The following is a 15570-nucleotide window of genomic DNA, read 5'->3' as shown; positions in this document are numbered from 1 at the left end:
TATACAGAGTATATAACATAAATATGGAAAGGTGATAATTCATGGCTAAAAAAGTAGCAATTATTGTAACTAATGAATTTGAAGATGTAGAATTAACAAGTCCTAAAGAAGCAATTGAAGAAGCTGGACACGAAACTGTTGTTATTGGTGATGAAGCCAATAGTGAAGTTGTTGGGAAACATGGTGAAAAAGTTTCTGTGGACGTAAGTATTGCTGATGCAAAACCAGAAGATTATGATGGATTATTAATTCCAGGTGGTTTCTCACCTGATCATCTACGTGGTGATTCTGAAGGCAGATACGGTACATTTGCTAAATACTTTACCAAAAATGATGTTCCAACGTTTGCAATTTGCCATGGACCACAAATTTTAATAGATACTGATGACTTAGCAGGTAGAACATTAACTGCAGTATTAAATGTTCGTAAAGATTTAGCGAATGCAGGTGCACAAGTAGTTGATGAATCAGTAGTCGTTGATAATAATATTGTAACTAGTCGTACACCTGATGATTTAGATGACTTTAATAAAGCAATTGTAGATCAATTAAACGCTTAAGGAATTAAACGCTAATTGAATCATTGATATTTTAAAAAAAGAGGTTGTCTCTATTTTTGATGAATTTACTTTTATGATACAAAAGTGGTTCATTATAAAATAGAGGCAACTTCTTTTTGCTTGTTATAGAAATTTTAAAATTTAAAGCGAGATTTGGAAATAGATTTGGTTAAATCGCTTATTATAATGCCTTGATAGGAGATACATATACACCCTTGGACTGATTTTTATGATTTACTATAGATAAAAATTCCAACTATTGATAAACTCACTTATAATGATATGAGAGCAATATAAAGGAGCTACCGCATGAAAAGAAGCGATCGTTATAAGCAAACAACTAAAAAATCTCAAACCGATACTGTAAACGAACCTCAATATAATACTTATTTTCAACCAGTAACAAAATCACAAAAACGTAAAAAAGGAAAAGGGCTTTTCTTTAAACTACTTATTCCAATTATAATTGTTTTAGGTATATTTATTGCTATAATGTATGCTTTGAGTACTCGTGCAGATGTTGATGAATTAAAAAAAATAGAAAATAAAGAATCGTTTGTATCTGTGTCAAACATGCCAGATTATACTAAAGGTGCATTTATAGCTATGGAAGATGAGCGTTATTATAAGCATCATGGATTTGATATAAAGGGAACATCACGAGCACTATTTTCAACATTAAGTGATAAAAGTGTACAAGGTGGAAGTACAATCACACAGCAGGTAGTGAAAAATTATTTTTATGATAACGAACAATCAATCACGCGTAAAGTTAAGGAATTATTTGTAGCTCATCGTGTTGAAAAATCATATAGTAAAGATGAAATACTCAGTTTTTATATGAATAATATTTATTACGGTAGTGATAATTACTCAGTAGAATCAGCTGCAAATTATTACTTCGGGGTGACGACAGATAAAAATAATCAGGAGTTACCACAAATTTCAGTTTTGCAAAGTGCGATTTTAGCAAGTAAAATTAATGCACCTAGTGTTTATAATATCGATGATATGTCCGATAATTTTATAAATCGAGTAAAAATTGATTTAGAAAAAATGAAACAACAAGAATTTATTACAGATGAGCAATACAAAAATGCATTATTAGAATTAGGTGTATGATTAAAGTTATATCACTAAGTATCAATAGTTGTATAAAATGAGTCGCCAATGACAAACTCCTTTCCAAGAAGTCATGTGAAAAATGATTACTTGGAGGGAGTTTTTAATATCATTAAAAATTTTAAAAGATACAATATATGTTAACTGCAATTGAGGTTAGGAGAATTTTTAAATATGTAAAGCACTATAAAATATATCGATATATGCAGATTAGGTATGCTATTTCGTGAAAGGATTATACTACAAACCATGTTATAATTTGTACATAATCATAGTGAAGTTGTAGTTTGCAAATAAAAATCACTATAATTCCATTCATAATCAATATAAGTTATTCTTATAAGTGGAGTGAAGATAATGTCGAAAATCACAAAAATAGAAGTTCAAAAAAATAATAAAGACCGTTTTAATCTATATTTAGATGATGAATTTGAGATGGGTATTGATATTGATACTTTTGTATATTTCAACCTTAAAAAAGGACAAATCGTTGAAGCATCAGATATGGAAAAAATTCAAAATTATGAGCAATATAGACAAGCAATTAATATAGCGATTCAATATTTATCATACAGAAAAAGAACTGATCACGAAGTATCACAACATCTGGCAAAAAAAGATATTTCAGAAAGTGTTATTGCAAATGTATTAGATTATTGCCATAAACAAAATTTAATAGATCATAAAGATTATGCTAATAGTTTAAAAAATACGATGATTTTAACTACAGATAAAGGGCCTGAAATTTTCAAACAAAAACTACGTGAAGCTGGTATAGAACAAAATATCATTGACGAATATGCGCTTTTATATGATGATGAGCAACCTTTAGATAAGGTCATAAAATTAGCAAATAAAATATTGAAACAAAAAAAGGGACCACAAATAAAGCGTAAAGAAAAGCTGAAACAATCTTTAATGCAAAAAGGTTACACATTTGAAACGATTAATATCGTTATGGAAGAGTTAGATTTTTCACAATCAGAAGAAACATTAGATATGTTATTACAAGATGATTTAGAAAAAGCGTATATTAAAACTTCAAAAAAATATACAGGTAGAAAATTGGTCAATAAAACAATTGAAACACTTATGAGAAAAGGTTATCAATATGATAAAATAAAAGCTAAACTAGAAGAGAGTGGTATTGAAGATGGAACAGAAGAAATTGAGTGAAATGAGCGAAATAGAATTACGTCATGAAATTCAAGGATATAAAGAACAAATGCGCAAAGCAGAAATGAATGGCATTTATAATGAGTATGACGTATATGCAAGTAAAGCAATCATAGCGGAAAGTTATTTAGTAGATAGAAATGAAGTAGAACTTGGAAAAATTTATAAATTAAATGATGGTACTGGAAGTTATTTTAAAGTAGAGCGACTTAAAGGAATATTTGCGTGGGGATTCAGAATCAATAGTTCAGAGCCAGAAGAAGGTTTACCCTTAGCATTATTAAAACTGTAGAAGGATGAAGATAGCATGGGTAGTTCAATTATTTTAAAGTTACTTAATGTAACACATTACTATAGAAATAAAAAATCAAAAAAGTGGTATCAACCTTTTGGTTATGGTGCAGATAACATAGAGTTAAATAATATTAATCTACATATCTATCAAGGTGAATCACTTGGAATTATCGGTGAACCTGAGTCTTCAAAATCTCTTGTAGGTCGGATTTTAAGTGGTGAAATCAAACCTGATAAGGGTAGAATTGTGCGTAAAACAGATTTGTTTTATGCAGATATAGACGATAAATATTCACAAAATATATCAGTTAATGATTACATATCAAATGCAGTTACGCTATTCCCATACAAAGTAAATACGCATAAAGTCGAACAAATCTTAAAATATGCACATGTCGAAGAACAAAGTGATACTCCTATATGTGAATTATCAGATGAAACATATGCACGTATACTTTTTTCACTTGCCAGAACATCTAAAGCAAGTATTATCATTTTTAATAAAATACTGCAAAATTTAACAGAGGAATATTTTGAAAAAGCAATTGAACTATCAGACGAATACATAAATAATAATTTAACTGTTGTTATGATAGATGACAATGTTGAAAGAGTTAGTAAAGCAAGTAATTATATAGCATGGGTTTCGCATGGCCAACTTAGAATGGAAGGTTCTATTAACCAAGTCATTCCTGTCTTTAATGATCATGAGAAAGATAGAGTATCTTTAGAAAGTAAAGAAGAAAAACAAAACTTTGATTTGGATTGGAAAAAGAGCAGAGCACGTACGCCAGAATTAACATATAATTTCAAACGTATTGAAAGGTATAATCACGTCAAACCCCCGATTGTATTAGTCAGGTTCTGGACATTTATTACTATTTGTATCTTAGGGATGGTTTTAACAGCGGTACTAATGTTTAATGATATTGGAAAAATTGAAATTGGACAAAACGAGGATCAGGCTTCTATTCAGAATCAACCAAAAAATCCTTATGAAGATAAACTATCATACGGAATTGTATTAGATGATTCAGTTAAATTAGATAATTTTAAGAATGGTAAAGATTTAAGTCCAAGCAAATATGCTTTGCTTACAATAACAGGTGAAAATACTAAAAATTATCGCGTTAGTGTCGATAATCAGTCTTATAAAGTTGGTAAAAAAGATATACGTTATTTTGATCCAGCTGGTTTATTTGAAGAACATAGTGGTGATACACTCGCGCCATTTATGAGTAAAAATTACAGTAATTATTACGAATTTTTTAATAGTCACTTACATAAAAAACATGGTACTGTGACTGATTCGCTAGTTCCAGAAGAAGGGAAAAATGATCGTTTTATTGTTCCTATCGTTCAACAACCGATTGCTATGATATTTAATGATCAAAATAAACTCTCTGGATTTACAATTCCGATGAAAGATAAAGCGAAGTTAAAAGATAAATTTAATATTGATAATAACTTCTGGATTACTAAATCAGGTGATGGTTATTTCATGGCAGATTTTAAAAATGATAAATGGATATATATTGAATTGTAGGTGTAGTAAATGATAGATAATCTAATTAATTTTTATAAGAATGCACCATTTTTAAGTAAACATTTGTATCATCGGTTAAAGGGGCAATGGAAATGGTTTGTTATACCATTTATTAGTAGCATCCTATTATTATGTTTGTTAATGTTTATATTTAATGTGAATGGTACAGAAGAAATAAAACAAGCACGTGGCTATTTTAGGTTAGCAGCATTAATAAGTTTTTCATTTATTTGGGTAGCTATTTATCAAAGTTATCAATTGTTTAAAAAAGAGTATTTTACTGCGAAAGTTTTTAATTTAAATCCCATTTTCCAAACTATTATGATAGCTATTATTTCTAATTTATTGATGTTTATTGCATTAATGATGATTATCATAATGACACCAGTTAACATAGAAAGTTCTATCCCATCGACAATATATTTTGTCGTTATGTCAATTATTTTTGTTGTAACTATCTCTACGGTATTTGGTTTACTGACTATTACCAAAAATAATGTAAATATCATATTTTATATATTATCAGTAATCATGTTCTTTATCGTACCGATTGTGTTTATCCCGTCCAGTAATTCAACTGTAATTTCACATATTTTAATGTTAAATCCGTTGTTTTATCTTATAGAGGGAATTTCACAGTCAGTTGTTTTAGGCGCATTAAGTTTAAATAATATACCGTACCATTTATATTTTATATTTTTAATGGCTACAGTTTGTGCAGTTATATTTGCTATGTATCGAATGACTGCGTATCAAAAATTCAGATTTAGAAATGGCCAAGTAGAAAAAACGTCTGATACTAAATTAAAAAACGAGACAAATCATAACGAAAACGTAACTGCTCAAGATACAAACACAAATCATAAATAGTGATATTATATTTTAATTATGTATCTTCAATATAATATTAAAGGCTGAGACACAATCATGTGTCCCAGCCTTTGTTATTATCAATAAAATATCATTTAGCAAATAATTTTCTTTGTAGTTTATCTTCACTAAACACCCAACCAATATAAGAATGATCAATATTCATAAACTCATCTAAATGTGCGATTGCTACAAATGAATAGTGTCCATTCTTGAGATAGCGTAAATCAATCAATCTAATTTCTGTCGTATCATCATCTAATTTTCTAGCTTGCCAACGATAAATAGATGAGAAGTTAAGGAAAGTTTTAATATTTTTATCATCTTCAACAAACTGCATTAAATCATTACTAGGAAAAGAATGACGTTCTGATTTATCACTGAAAACGATGTTTCTACCATAACTTCGTCCAACATAATCGTGATTTTCTGTTTGAATAGCTACGCGCCATTCCATAAATCGTATGGTAGGCGCAACAAAAACTTTAACAGGATTATGTTCTTGCTTTATCTGTTTAAGCGCTTGTTGTTTAATGATGGCTTGCATTCTAAAACGAATAATATAATAAACAACAAGAATAGCAAAAATAGGAAAGAATGAAATGTAAGGATGTAAGCCCAATATCCAAAGTATAATGCCGACACACCAAAGGATGAATATGATTGGATCAAACGTATTGATTACACTGAGTTGAATCCATTTATTTGTGATGGGTCTGAGCGCCTGAGTTCCATAAGAATTAAATATATCTACAAAGACATGAAGAAAAACTGCAAGCTGAGCCCATAACCAGATATGGCTAGCATCAATATTTTTGAAAAATGTAAAAATAAATAAAGTTATAAGTAATGGCCACAAAATCGTAAAAGGTATTGAATGTGTTATACCTCTATGATTTGATATATAAGTAGCATTATCTTTAAGTTTTAAAACTGTATCACCATCTGGTATCAGTGAACCAATGATTAGAGTAGTTGCTGTTGCTGCAAATGAGCCAGTCATTGCAGGATCTTGTGTTGCCAAAGCGGTTAATCCAATACCCATGACAATATGCGTACCTGTATCCATAAGTATCCTCTCATTTCATTTCAATATTATTTCTATTATAATCTAATATACTAAATAATAAAATTAACATACTAAAATGAAGAAAAAAAGTTTTAGAATCACATAGAGAAAGAGATGTATAACATGTATAATGAATCGCAATTTAAAAATAATCTCGTAAAATGGTTTGAGAAAAATCAGAGACAAATGCCTTGGAGAGAAACTAAAAATCCATACTATATTTGGTTGAGTGAAGTAATGTTACAACAAACCCAAGTGAAGACAGTTATCGATTATTATCATAAATTTGTAAATAGGTTTCCAACAATAACGGATTTAAGTAATGCACATGAAGATGAAGTGCTTAAATATTGGGAAGGGCTTGGTTATTATAGTCGTGCACGTAACTTTCATACTGCGATAAAAGATGTAGCAATGAATTATAATGGTGAAGTCCCCAATGACCCTGAGCGCTTTGGAGAACTTAAAGGTGTGGGTCCATATACGCAAGCAGCAGTCATGAGTATTGCTTTCAATCTTCCGTTAGCAACAGTAGATGGTAACGTGTTTAGAGTTTGGTCAAGATTAAACAATGATCATCGTGATACCAAATTACAAACCACAAGAAAAGCATTTGAAAAAGAATTGGAAATTTATGTACAAGAAGATTCAGGTACTTTTAACCAAGCTATGATGGAACTAGGTGCATTAATTTGTACACCTAAAAACGCGTTATGTATGTTTTGTCCTGTCCAAGAACATTGTGAAGCTTTTGAACAAGGAACAGTTGAACAGTTACCTGTAAAAACTACGAAAGTGAAGAAAAAACATATCAAACAAAATGTATATATCGTGAGTAACGAAAATGGCGATTTATTAATTGAAAAAAGAACTCAAAAACTTTTGAATAATATGTGGGAATTTCCTATGTATGAAGCGGAAAGTAATGAAAATATTAATACACAGTTATCTACAGAAATTCAATTTCAAACTAAACCTGTTTATTCATTAAAACATCAATTCACACATTTAACTTGGGATATTGATGTGTATTTATCTCAAAGTTACGTTAGACAACAAGATATTACATTAACCGACAACATGGTGTGGATGCGTGTTAATGATAAAGATGAATATAACTTCCCAGTAAGTATGTCAAAAATATATAATTTTTTGCTAACAAATATTTAAGGTCGTTCTGTCATCGTTAATTATGTTATAATTCAATATGTGAAATCAGAAAAGGTGGTGTGGAGCATGGTTAAAGAGTCCATACCTAAAGAGGGTCAGACGATAAAAATTCAAAGTTATAAACACGATGGAAATATACACCGTGTTTGGTCTGAAACAACTATTTTAAAAGGTACGGATCATGTTGTCATTGGTGGTAATGACCATACATTGGTAACAGAAAGTGATAATCGCACATGGATTACAAGAGAACCTGCAATTGTATACTTCCATTCCGAATATTGGTTTAATGTTATTTGTATGTTTAGAGAAGATGGTGTTTATTATTATTGTAATTTATCTTCACCATTTGTATGTGATGAGGAAGCTCTAAAATATATAGATTACGATTTAGATATTAAAGTTTATCCCAATGGTAAATATCATTTATTAGATGAGGACGAATATGAGCAACATATGCGCCAAATGAATTATTCATCTGATATTGATGTGATTTTACGAAGAAATGTAGATATTCTTCAACAATGGATTGAACAGAAAAAAGGTCCATTTGCACCAGACTTTATTAAAGTTTGGCGTGAAAGATTCAAAAAAATTAGAGATTATTAAGCATATTTAATGTATTTGATAGTTATATTCGATATAGTTATGTAGGTATATATGATACAAGTTAATTGTATAGAATAAAAATTCATAGCAAATGCTTAACTAAATCATCTGATTGTAGATAATTGTATTAACAGCCTCGTTGAATTTCAGCGAAGGCTGTTTCATTTGCTGAAATAAGCAAGGAGGTATAGTTTGTATGATTCGCAGATATATACAATTCGTAAAACCATATAAATGGCGGATCATTGCCACAATTCTTGTAGGTATATTAAAATTTGGTATTCCAATGCTCATTCCGTTATTAATTAAATACGTTATTGATGACATTATCAATAATGGTGCAATTTCGGTAGAAGAAAAATTTACTAGATTGGGAATTGCGTTAGGAATAGCCTTATTTATTTTTGTAATCGTAAGACCACCTATAGAATTTTTAAGACAATATTTAGCTCAGTGGACAAGTAATAAAATATTATATGATATTCGTAAACGTCTATATAATCATTTACAAGCACTAAGTGCAAGATTTTATGCTAATAACCAAGCTGGGCAAGTTATTTCAAGAGTAATTAATGATGTTGAACAGACAAAAGATTTCATTTTAACAGGACTTATGAATATTTGGCTTGATTGTATAACAATCATCATAGCCTTATCAATTATGTTTGTATTAGATGTGAAATTAACACTGGCTGCAATTATTGTATTCCCAGTTTATATTCTGACTGTCTATTTCTTCTTTGGACGTTTAAGAAATTTAACACGAAAAAGATCACAAGCTTTGGCTGAAGTTCAAGGTTTTTTACATGAACGAGTACAGGGCATGTCAGTCATTAAAAGTTTTGCGATAGAAGATAACGAAGCGGTTAACTTTGATAAGCATAATAGTAATTTCTTACAACGTGCATTTACACATACAAGATGGAATGCTTATTCGTTTTCTGCAATTAATACAGTGACGGATTTAGGCCCTTTAATTGTAATAGGTTCTGGTGCAGTATTAGCTATCAACGGTTCCATTACAGTAGGTACACTCGCTGCATTCGTGGGTTATCTTGAACAATTATTTGGTCCATTACGTAGATTGGTTTCTTCATTTACTACGTTAACTCAAAGTTTTGCATCAATGGACCGTGTGTTCCAGCTAATGGATGAAGGTTATGATATTAAAAATAAAAAAGGTGCCTTACCATTAGAAATTAAGGAAGGACGTATTGAAATAAATAATGTGAGTTTTCAATATAATGCTGATGAATCTACGATATTAAACCATATTAATTTGGATATCGAACAAGGAGAAACAGTAGCATTTGTCGGTATGAGTGGTGGAGGTAAATCGACACTTATCAATCTTATACCAAGATTTTATGATGTTACAGATGGCGAAATCAAAATTGATGGTACCAATATAAAATCCTATTTAACGGGTAGTCTCAGACATCAAATCGGATTAGTCCAACAAGATAACGTACTATTCTCAGATACAATTAAAGAAAATATTTTATTAGGTAGACCCGATGCAACAGATGAAGAAGTCATTGCAGCTGCAAAAATGGCAAACGCACATGATTTCATTATGGAATTAACAGATGGATATGATACAGAAGTGGGTGAAAGAGGCGTCAAACTTTCTGGAGGTCAGAAACAACGCATATCTATCGCGCGGATTTTCTTAAATAATCCACCGATAATTATACTAGATGAAGCAACAAGTGCATTAGATTTAGAAAGTGAATCTATAATTCAGGATGCATTAAATATTTTAAGTAAAGATCGTACAACGTTAATTGTGGCACATAGATTATCTACAATTACTCATGCAGATAAGATTGTTGTTATAGAAAATGGTGAGGTAGTAGAAAGCGGGACACATCAAGAATTACTAGCAAAAAAAGGTGCTTATGAACATCTTTATAGCATTCAAAATCTATAAAAGCGATTTGCTAAATTTTGATTGTTTAAGTGCAGTTAATGTGTAAGAATAATTTTAAATTGAATAAAAGATCTAAAAAGACCAGAGACATTTTATATTGTCTCTGGTCTTTTTAGTTCAAATATTGATGGTTTTATAAATCAAAATCTTCTTCTTCAATTTCAATTTCACTATCATTAGAGTGATATGAGAAGAAACTGATAACTAAGCGATCCAAATGTTCTATAGTATAACGATATTCTTCAATAGCTGAAATAATCTGCATTATATTTGTAAACGAATATGTTGTTTGGTATGGATCTTTAATGATTTCTCGTTGGAAAGCATCCATTAAATCCTTTTTTTGTGGGTTTTCAATCTGACTATCAAAATGACTTATATCATATCGCGCTTTTTTTGAAATACTGATGAAAATTTGTTCGTGATAAGCAATGAGCAAATCTATTTCTAATTTTATTTGAAGTAACAACTCATTATTTAAATTATGAAGATCGTTTTGATAACGATTCATTCGTTTTAAAACATCGTATGCTTGCCGTGTACTACGCACGACTTGTTTAAATAGAATTTTTTTTCTATTTTGTGCATAAATTTGTTTTTTCGTCCAAGGTCGTTCTTCCTCATAGTATTCAAATATTTGCTCTAATTTCGTAATTCGTTTGCTGATTAGTCCTCTATCTTCTTTTATATGATGATATTCAGATGTATCATTTAACACAAGTTTGAACCATACAAAGATATCTGAACAAATGTTTAATGAATTATAATAAATTTTAGACTCGAATTTAGGGGGTAAGAATAAAAGATTAACTGCAGAAGAACTAATTACACCTACCATAACAAGGACAAATCTGTAAAATGCAGAAATATAAAAGTTACCAGTATGTGTTCCCATAATAATTAATGCAGTTATACTTGCAAGTGTAGCTACATGCTCCAAGTTAAAACGGAATAAAATAGCAATTAATAATATAACAGTAACCCCCATGATCACTGGATTATTACCAAAAACAGTAACCATAACTACTGCGAGTATTGCACCGATCAGGTTACCAATTGCTCTTTCAGAAATTGTTTTAATGGAACGAAAAACACTTGGTTGCATCGCGATTACCGCACTGACAGCAGCGATTGCCTTTAATCCTGCTTCATCAGGGAACAGAGAAGCGATAAACAAAGCAAGTATAATAGCTATACCTGTCTTCAGAATGCGTGCTCCTAATTTCAAATGTACCGCTCCTTCATATATTTAATAAAATTATGTTTATACTTGTTATACAACGATTCCCTATAAAATTCAAGTTTATTTCATTTGACTAAAAGCGTAATCTACAGCTTCTAATGTTTTATCAATATCATCTTTAGTATGTTCAGTTGTTAAAAACCAAGCTTCAAATTTTGAAGGAGCAAGATTAATGCCTTGATGTAACATGAGTTTAAAGAATTGTGCAAAAGCATCACCATCTGAATTTTCAACTTGATCATAATGTGTGACAATTTCATTTGTAAAGTAAAGTGTTAATGCACCATAAACTCTATTGACTGTAGCAGTTATATTATGTTTTTGAATTAATTTATTCAAACCATCTTCTAATTGTTGACCTAGGCTATCTAAATGTTCGTAGATACCATCTTGTTCCAATACTTCTAATAATGCGATGCCTGCTTTCATAGATAATGGATTACCAGCCATCGTTCCAGCTTGATATGCAGGGCCTAGAGGAGCAACTTGTTCCATAATGTCTTGTTTGCCTCCATAACCACCAATAGGTAGCCCGCCACCTACTATTTTACCGAAAGCTGTTAAATCTGGATAAACTCGATATAAATCTTGGGCACCGCCAAAATGGAAACGAAATGCGGTAATAACCTCATCATAAATTACTAAACTTCTATTATTATGGGTAATTTCATTTACTTGTTCTAAAAATCCAGATTTAGGTTTGACCATACCAAAATTACCAACGATAGGTTCGACTAATACTGCTGCAATATCATCTCCCCAATAATCAATTGCTTCTTTATAAGACTCTATATCATTGTAAGGTACCGTGATGACTTCTTGAGCTACACTTTGAGGAATGCCGGCTGAGTCAGGTGACCCTAATTGAGAAGGACCACTCCCAGCTGCAACTAATACTAAATCTGAGTGACCGTGATATTGGCCAGAAAATTTAATTATCTTATTTCTTTTAGTATACGCACGTGCCACTCGTATTGTTGTCATTACGGCTTCTGTTCCAGAGTTAACGAAGCGAATCTTTTCTAATGAAGGGATAGCGCTACGTAATTTCTTAGCGAAATTTATTTCAAGCTCTGTTGGCGTTCCATATAATACGCCAAGTGCAGCTTGTTCTTGAATAGCTTTAGTTATATGAGGATGAGCATGACCAGTAATTATTGGGCCATAAGCTTGTAAATAATCGATATATTTATTACCATCTACATCAAATAAATAAGCACCTTGACCTGATTTCATCATTACTGGAGCGCCACCACCTACAGCTTTATACGAACGAGAGGGTGAGTTAACGCCTCCCAATATATATTCATTTGAGTAATTTTGAAGTCTTTCACTTTCTGTAAATTTCATTAATATCAACCTCTTTTATTTAATATTTTCGTTTATTATCGTATCATATAATTATTAGTAAAAAGAAATAGGGTGAGTTATTTGTTGAAAAAAGGAGATCAATTTCCAGAATTTAAACTTGAAAACCAAAACGGTGATATTATTTCTAATGACACATTAAAAGGATATAAAGCAGTGCTCTATTTTTATCCAAGAGATAACACGCCAACATGCACAACAGAAGCCTGTGATTTTAGAGACAATTTATCATATTTTAATGAACTTAAAACAAAAGTTTACGGAATTAGCGGAGATACAAAGAAAAAACATCAAAACTTTAGCAATAAGCATAATTTAAATTTTGACTTATTGGTCGATGAAGATTATCAATTATCCACAGAAGTGGGTGTATACCAATTAAAGAAAAATTTTGGAAAAGAAACTATGGGAATCGTAAGAACTACGTTCGTTATAGATGAAGAGGGCATTATAATCGATGTCATAGAAAAAGTGAAAGTAAAATCACAAATGGACGAATTAAAAGCAATACTGGGGTGAGTAAAGATGAAGGCAGTCAGTTTAAAAAAAATGGGAGAGTTGGAAAATGATTTAGTTGAAGCTTTTCCAAACGTCAATTTTATATTTACACATGGTGTTTCTGAAATTAATGACCATGATAAAAAAGATTTAGATATACTGTTTGGATATGATGGTAAATTAGATGAAGACTTCTTGAAGGAATGTCCAAATTTAAAATGGTTGGCTTGGTATGCTACCGGTGTGAATAACCTTCCTTTAGATTATATCAATAATCATAATATATTGTTGACGAATGGCCGTGGTGTTCATGCAAAACAAATGTCTGAATTTATTATGGCTTTTATATTAGATGACTATAAGAAAATGAAGGTTTCATTTATTAATCAAACAAATAAAATTTATGACTCAAAGTTAACTGGTAACAGAGTGAGCGGTGAAAAGCTTTTATTTTTAGGAACAGGAAGCATAGCTCAAAAAACAGCAACTATTGCGAACGCGATGGACATGATTGTACAAGGTGTGAATACAACTGGTCACCCAGTAGATGGCTTCTCAAAAACCTATACTATTAATCATTTATCACAAGCATTGGAAGAAGCGGATATTGTTGTAAATACGTTACCTGAAACGCAACAAACGATACATTTACTTCAAAAAGAACATTTTGAAAAGATGAAAGACTCTGCTTTATTTATTAATGTAGGAAGAGGAACAATAGTTGAGGAAAATGTAATAGCAAATGTTATGAGAGAAAACATCATACGACAAGCTTATTTAGATGTGTTTGAAAATGAGCCACTTAAACCAAGTAATCAATTATATGATATAAATAACATTACAATTACAGCACATATCACAGGTAATGGTATAGAAAATAAACAAGAAGTAACTGAGATATTTAAACGCAATCTCAACCATTTTCTCAATAAGAATGCTTTAATTGAGAATGAAGTTGATCCAAAAACAGGATATTGATTGAAATGGTCTTTGTTTATTGACAATTCAATGATGCAACAGTTATATTAATATTAAGTAATAATAATTATTAAATAGAAAGATGGTGAGGGACATGAGTGCAGAGATGGAAACAGTTGAACATCAATTAGAAGATTCGATTGCGTCTTTAAGAGATAATGGGATAAGAATAACCCCACAAAGACAGGCGATATTGAAGTTTTTAATTGTCTCTGAAACACATCCCACTGCTGATGAGATTTATCAAGCACTTTCACCCGATTTTCCAAATATAAGTGTTGCAACGATATATAATAATTTACGTGTATTTAAAGGAATTGGCATCGTTAAAGAATTGCCTTATGGAGATGCTTCAAGTCGCTTCGATTTTAATACACATAATCATTACCATGTTATATGTGAAAATTGTGGAAAGATTGTAGATTTTCATTATCCACAACTAGATGAAGTTGAACAATTAGCTCAACACGTAACGAATTTTGATGTAACGCATCATCGTATGGAAATTTATGGTCTATGTAAAGAATGTAAAGATAAAGAAAAATTACAGCAGTAATTACAATTGAACAAATATAAAAGTTATTAAGATTCAAAGTGCCGCATTTATAATCATTTTATAAATGCGGCACTTTGTATTACTAAGAGATAAATATAGATTAATAAAAGTAAAAACACATAAGATGACATTTGTTGACAATGTATAGAAGGAATAGACACAAAATACAAATATTATTATACGTTTTAACATATAAATACATATAATAAATAATTAGTTATTACAAAGGTAAAATTTAACTAAAAAGTTATTAGAATTGAATTGACGTGTGAGATTAATCTTGATATTATATAAAAGTCGTCAAAACAAGATGACTTAAAAAAACAAACCAACCAAAAAATAATACAAAGTGTAAATTTGACACTTGTTAAAATTATTGAATGGTTATACAATATTAAATGTTGAGTTAACAAACGAAACAAACTTAATAATAACAAACAAAAATTTATTATTGACTTAACAAAAACTTAATGTTACAATTAATTCTTGTAACACATCAATGAACATTGAAAAATGAATTGAAATATGTCAACGTTAATTACGATTTCAACATTAAATGTTGAATCAAAACAACGTGT

General features: G+C 30.4%; 15 protein-coding genes. 12 read left to right on the top strand and 3 right to left on the bottom strand.

The annotated features are described in order from the left end of the window. The first annotated feature begins 41 nt into the window (after nucleotides 1–41). From KA824_RS01785 to KA824_RS01760, 6 genes are all read left to right on the top strand, one after another. On the top strand, nucleotides 42–560 hold the full coding sequence (locus tag KA824_RS01785) for a type 1 glutamine amidotransferase domain-containing protein (RefSeq protein WP_107384530.1): 519 nt from the start codon (nucleotides 42–44) through the stop codon (nucleotides 558–560). Between the two features lie 309 nt (nucleotides 561–869). Beyond that, nucleotides 870–1682 carry a monofunctional peptidoglycan glycosyltransferase SgtB gene (sgtB, locus tag KA824_RS01780; protein WP_064264292.1) on the top strand — a complete coding sequence of 271 codons (813 nt, stop codon included), beginning with the start codon at nucleotides 870–872 and terminating at the stop codon, nucleotides 1680–1682. A 357-nt stretch (nucleotides 1683–2039) separates the two neighbouring features. Next, the gene (gene recX, locus KA824_RS01775; RefSeq protein WP_107386310.1) at nucleotides 2040–2858 is read left to right on the top strand and encodes a recombination regulator RecX; all 819 of its coding nucleotides are present in this window, start codon (nucleotides 2040–2042) and stop codon (nucleotides 2856–2858) included. Next, the gene (locus tag KA824_RS01770; RefSeq protein ID WP_064264297.1) at nucleotides 2836–3150 is read left to right on the top strand and encodes a YfhH family protein; all 315 of its coding nucleotides are present in this window, start codon (nucleotides 2836–2838) and stop codon (nucleotides 3148–3150) included. Before recX ends, KA824_RS01770 begins: the two co-directional genes overlap by 23 nt. A 15-nt stretch (nucleotides 3151–3165) precedes the next feature. Then, the gene (locus KA824_RS01765; RefSeq protein ID WP_107384528.1) at nucleotides 3166–4698 is read left to right on the top strand and encodes an ATP-binding cassette domain-containing protein; all 1533 of its coding nucleotides are present in this window, start codon (nucleotides 3166–3168) and stop codon (nucleotides 4696–4698) included. Between the two features lie 9 nt (nucleotides 4699–4707). Beyond that, nucleotides 4708–5568 carry a hypothetical protein gene (locus KA824_RS01760; RefSeq protein ID WP_064264301.1) on the top strand — a complete coding sequence of 287 codons (861 nt, stop codon included), beginning with the start codon at nucleotides 4708–4710 and terminating at the stop codon, nucleotides 5566–5568. A gap of 91 nt (nucleotides 5569–5659) precedes the next feature. Here the strand turns inward: KA824_RS01760 and KA824_RS01755 are convergent, their stop codons facing one another. Continuing rightward, a complete protein-coding gene (locus KA824_RS01755; RefSeq protein WP_107384527.1) occupies nucleotides 5660–6637 on the bottom strand; it encodes a metal-dependent hydrolase in 978 nt (325 codons plus the stop codon). A 123-nt stretch (nucleotides 6638–6760) separates the two neighbouring features. On the opposite strand from KA824_RS01755, the gene mutY reads away from it, so the two are divergent. The 3 genes from mutY to KA824_RS01740 all read left to right on the top strand — a co-directional run bounded on the left by mutY (nucleotide 6761) and on the right by KA824_RS01740 (nucleotide 10349). Further along, nucleotides 6761–7807, top strand: coding sequence for an A/G-specific adenine glycosylase (gene mutY / locus KA824_RS01750; protein ID WP_107384526.1), 1047 nt, complete (start codon nucleotides 6761–6763; stop codon nucleotides 7805–7807). Nucleotides 7808–7873: 66 nt separating this feature from the next. After that, nucleotides 7874–8416, top strand: a complete 543-nt coding sequence (ntdP, locus tag KA824_RS01745; protein ID WP_019469633.1) for a nucleoside tri-diphosphate phosphatase — start codon at nucleotides 7874–7876, stop codon at nucleotides 8414–8416. Between the two features lie 196 nt (nucleotides 8417–8612). After that, nucleotides 8613–10349 (top strand): ABC transporter ATP-binding protein, encoded by a 1737-nt coding sequence (locus KA824_RS01740; RefSeq protein ID WP_064264307.1) that lies wholly within the window; start codon nucleotides 8613–8615, stop codon nucleotides 10347–10349. A gap of 133 nt (nucleotides 10350–10482) precedes the next feature. On the opposite strand, the gene KA824_RS01735 is transcribed toward KA824_RS01740, so the two are convergent. Next, a complete protein-coding gene (locus KA824_RS01735; protein WP_064264309.1) occupies nucleotides 10483–11577 on the bottom strand; it encodes an FUSC family protein in 1095 nt (364 codons plus the stop codon). 75 nt (nucleotides 11578–11652) lie between these two features. Further along, a complete protein-coding gene (locus KA824_RS01730; RefSeq protein WP_181187642.1) occupies nucleotides 11653–12942 on the bottom strand; it encodes a glutamate-1-semialdehyde 2,1-aminomutase in 1290 nt (429 codons plus the stop codon). An 81-nt stretch (nucleotides 12943–13023) separates the two neighbouring features. Here KA824_RS01730 and KA824_RS01725 point away from each other — a divergent pair, with 81 nt between their 5' ends. The 3 genes from KA824_RS01725 (at nucleotide 13024) to perR (ending at nucleotide 14992) form a co-directional block, all read left to right on the top strand. Further along, entirely contained in the window at nucleotides 13024–13479 is a 456-nt protein-coding gene (locus KA824_RS01725; protein WP_064264313.1) for a peroxiredoxin, read from the top strand. Between the two features lie 6 nt (nucleotides 13480–13485). Continuing rightward, complete coding sequence (locus KA824_RS01720; RefSeq protein WP_107384524.1) at nucleotides 13486–14436, top strand: NAD(P)-dependent oxidoreductase; 951 nt, start codon at nucleotides 13486–13488, stop codon at nucleotides 14434–14436. Between the two features lie 94 nt (nucleotides 14437–14530). Then, nucleotides 14531–14992, top strand: coding sequence for a peroxide-responsive transcriptional repressor PerR (perR, locus tag KA824_RS01715; protein WP_019469639.1), 462 nt, complete (start codon nucleotides 14531–14533; stop codon nucleotides 14990–14992). The last annotated feature ends 578 nt before the right edge of the window (nucleotides 14993–15570 follow it).

The sequence above is a fragment of the Staphylococcus sp. GDY8P198P genome, from assembly GCF_017891615.1.
GTDB lineage: Bacteria > Bacillota > Bacilli > Staphylococcales > Staphylococcaceae > Staphylococcus > Staphylococcus cohnii.
This window is presented reverse-complemented; position numbering and strand designations above follow the sequence as displayed.

Excerpts from the sequence above, each read along its gene's own strand:
- KA824_RS01785 (WP_107384530.1), top strand. The coding sequence starts at position 42 with ATGGCTAAAAAAGTAGCAATTATTGTAACTAATGAATTTGAAGATGTA.
- sgtB (WP_064264292.1), top strand. The coding sequence starts at position 870 with ATGAAAAGAAGCGATCGTTATAAGCAAACAACTAAAAAATCTCAAACC.
- recX (WP_107386310.1), top strand. The coding sequence starts at position 2,040 with ATGTCGAAAATCACAAAAATAGAAGTTCAAAAAAATAATAAAGACCGT.
- KA824_RS01770 (WP_064264297.1), top strand. The coding sequence starts at position 2,836 with ATGGAACAGAAGAAATTGAGTGAAATGAGCGAAATAGAATTACGTCAT.
- KA824_RS01765 (WP_107384528.1), top strand. The coding sequence starts at position 3,166 with ATGGGTAGTTCAATTATTTTAAAGTTACTTAATGTAACACATTACTAT.
- KA824_RS01760 (WP_064264301.1), top strand. The coding sequence starts at position 4,708 with ATGATAGATAATCTAATTAATTTTTATAAGAATGCACCATTTTTAAGT.
- KA824_RS01755 (WP_107384527.1), bottom strand. The coding sequence starts at position 6,637 with ATGGATACAGGTACGCATATTGTCATGGGTATTGGATTAACCGCTTTG.
- mutY (WP_107384526.1), top strand. The coding sequence starts at position 6,761 with ATGTATAATGAATCGCAATTTAAAAATAATCTCGTAAAATGGTTTGAG.
- ntdP (WP_019469633.1), top strand. The coding sequence starts at position 7,874 with ATGGTTAAAGAGTCCATACCTAAAGAGGGTCAGACGATAAAAATTCAA.
- KA824_RS01740 (WP_064264307.1), top strand. The coding sequence starts at position 8,613 with ATGATTCGCAGATATATACAATTCGTAAAACCATATAAATGGCGGATC.
- KA824_RS01730 (WP_181187642.1), bottom strand. The coding sequence starts at position 12,942 with ATGAAATTTACAGAAAGTGAAAGACTTCAAAATTACTCAAATGAATAT.
- KA824_RS01720 (WP_107384524.1), top strand. The coding sequence starts at position 13,486 with ATGAAGGCAGTCAGTTTAAAAAAAATGGGAGAGTTGGAAAATGATTTA.
- perR (WP_019469639.1), top strand. The coding sequence starts at position 14,531 with ATGAGTGCAGAGATGGAAACAGTTGAACATCAATTAGAAGATTCGATT.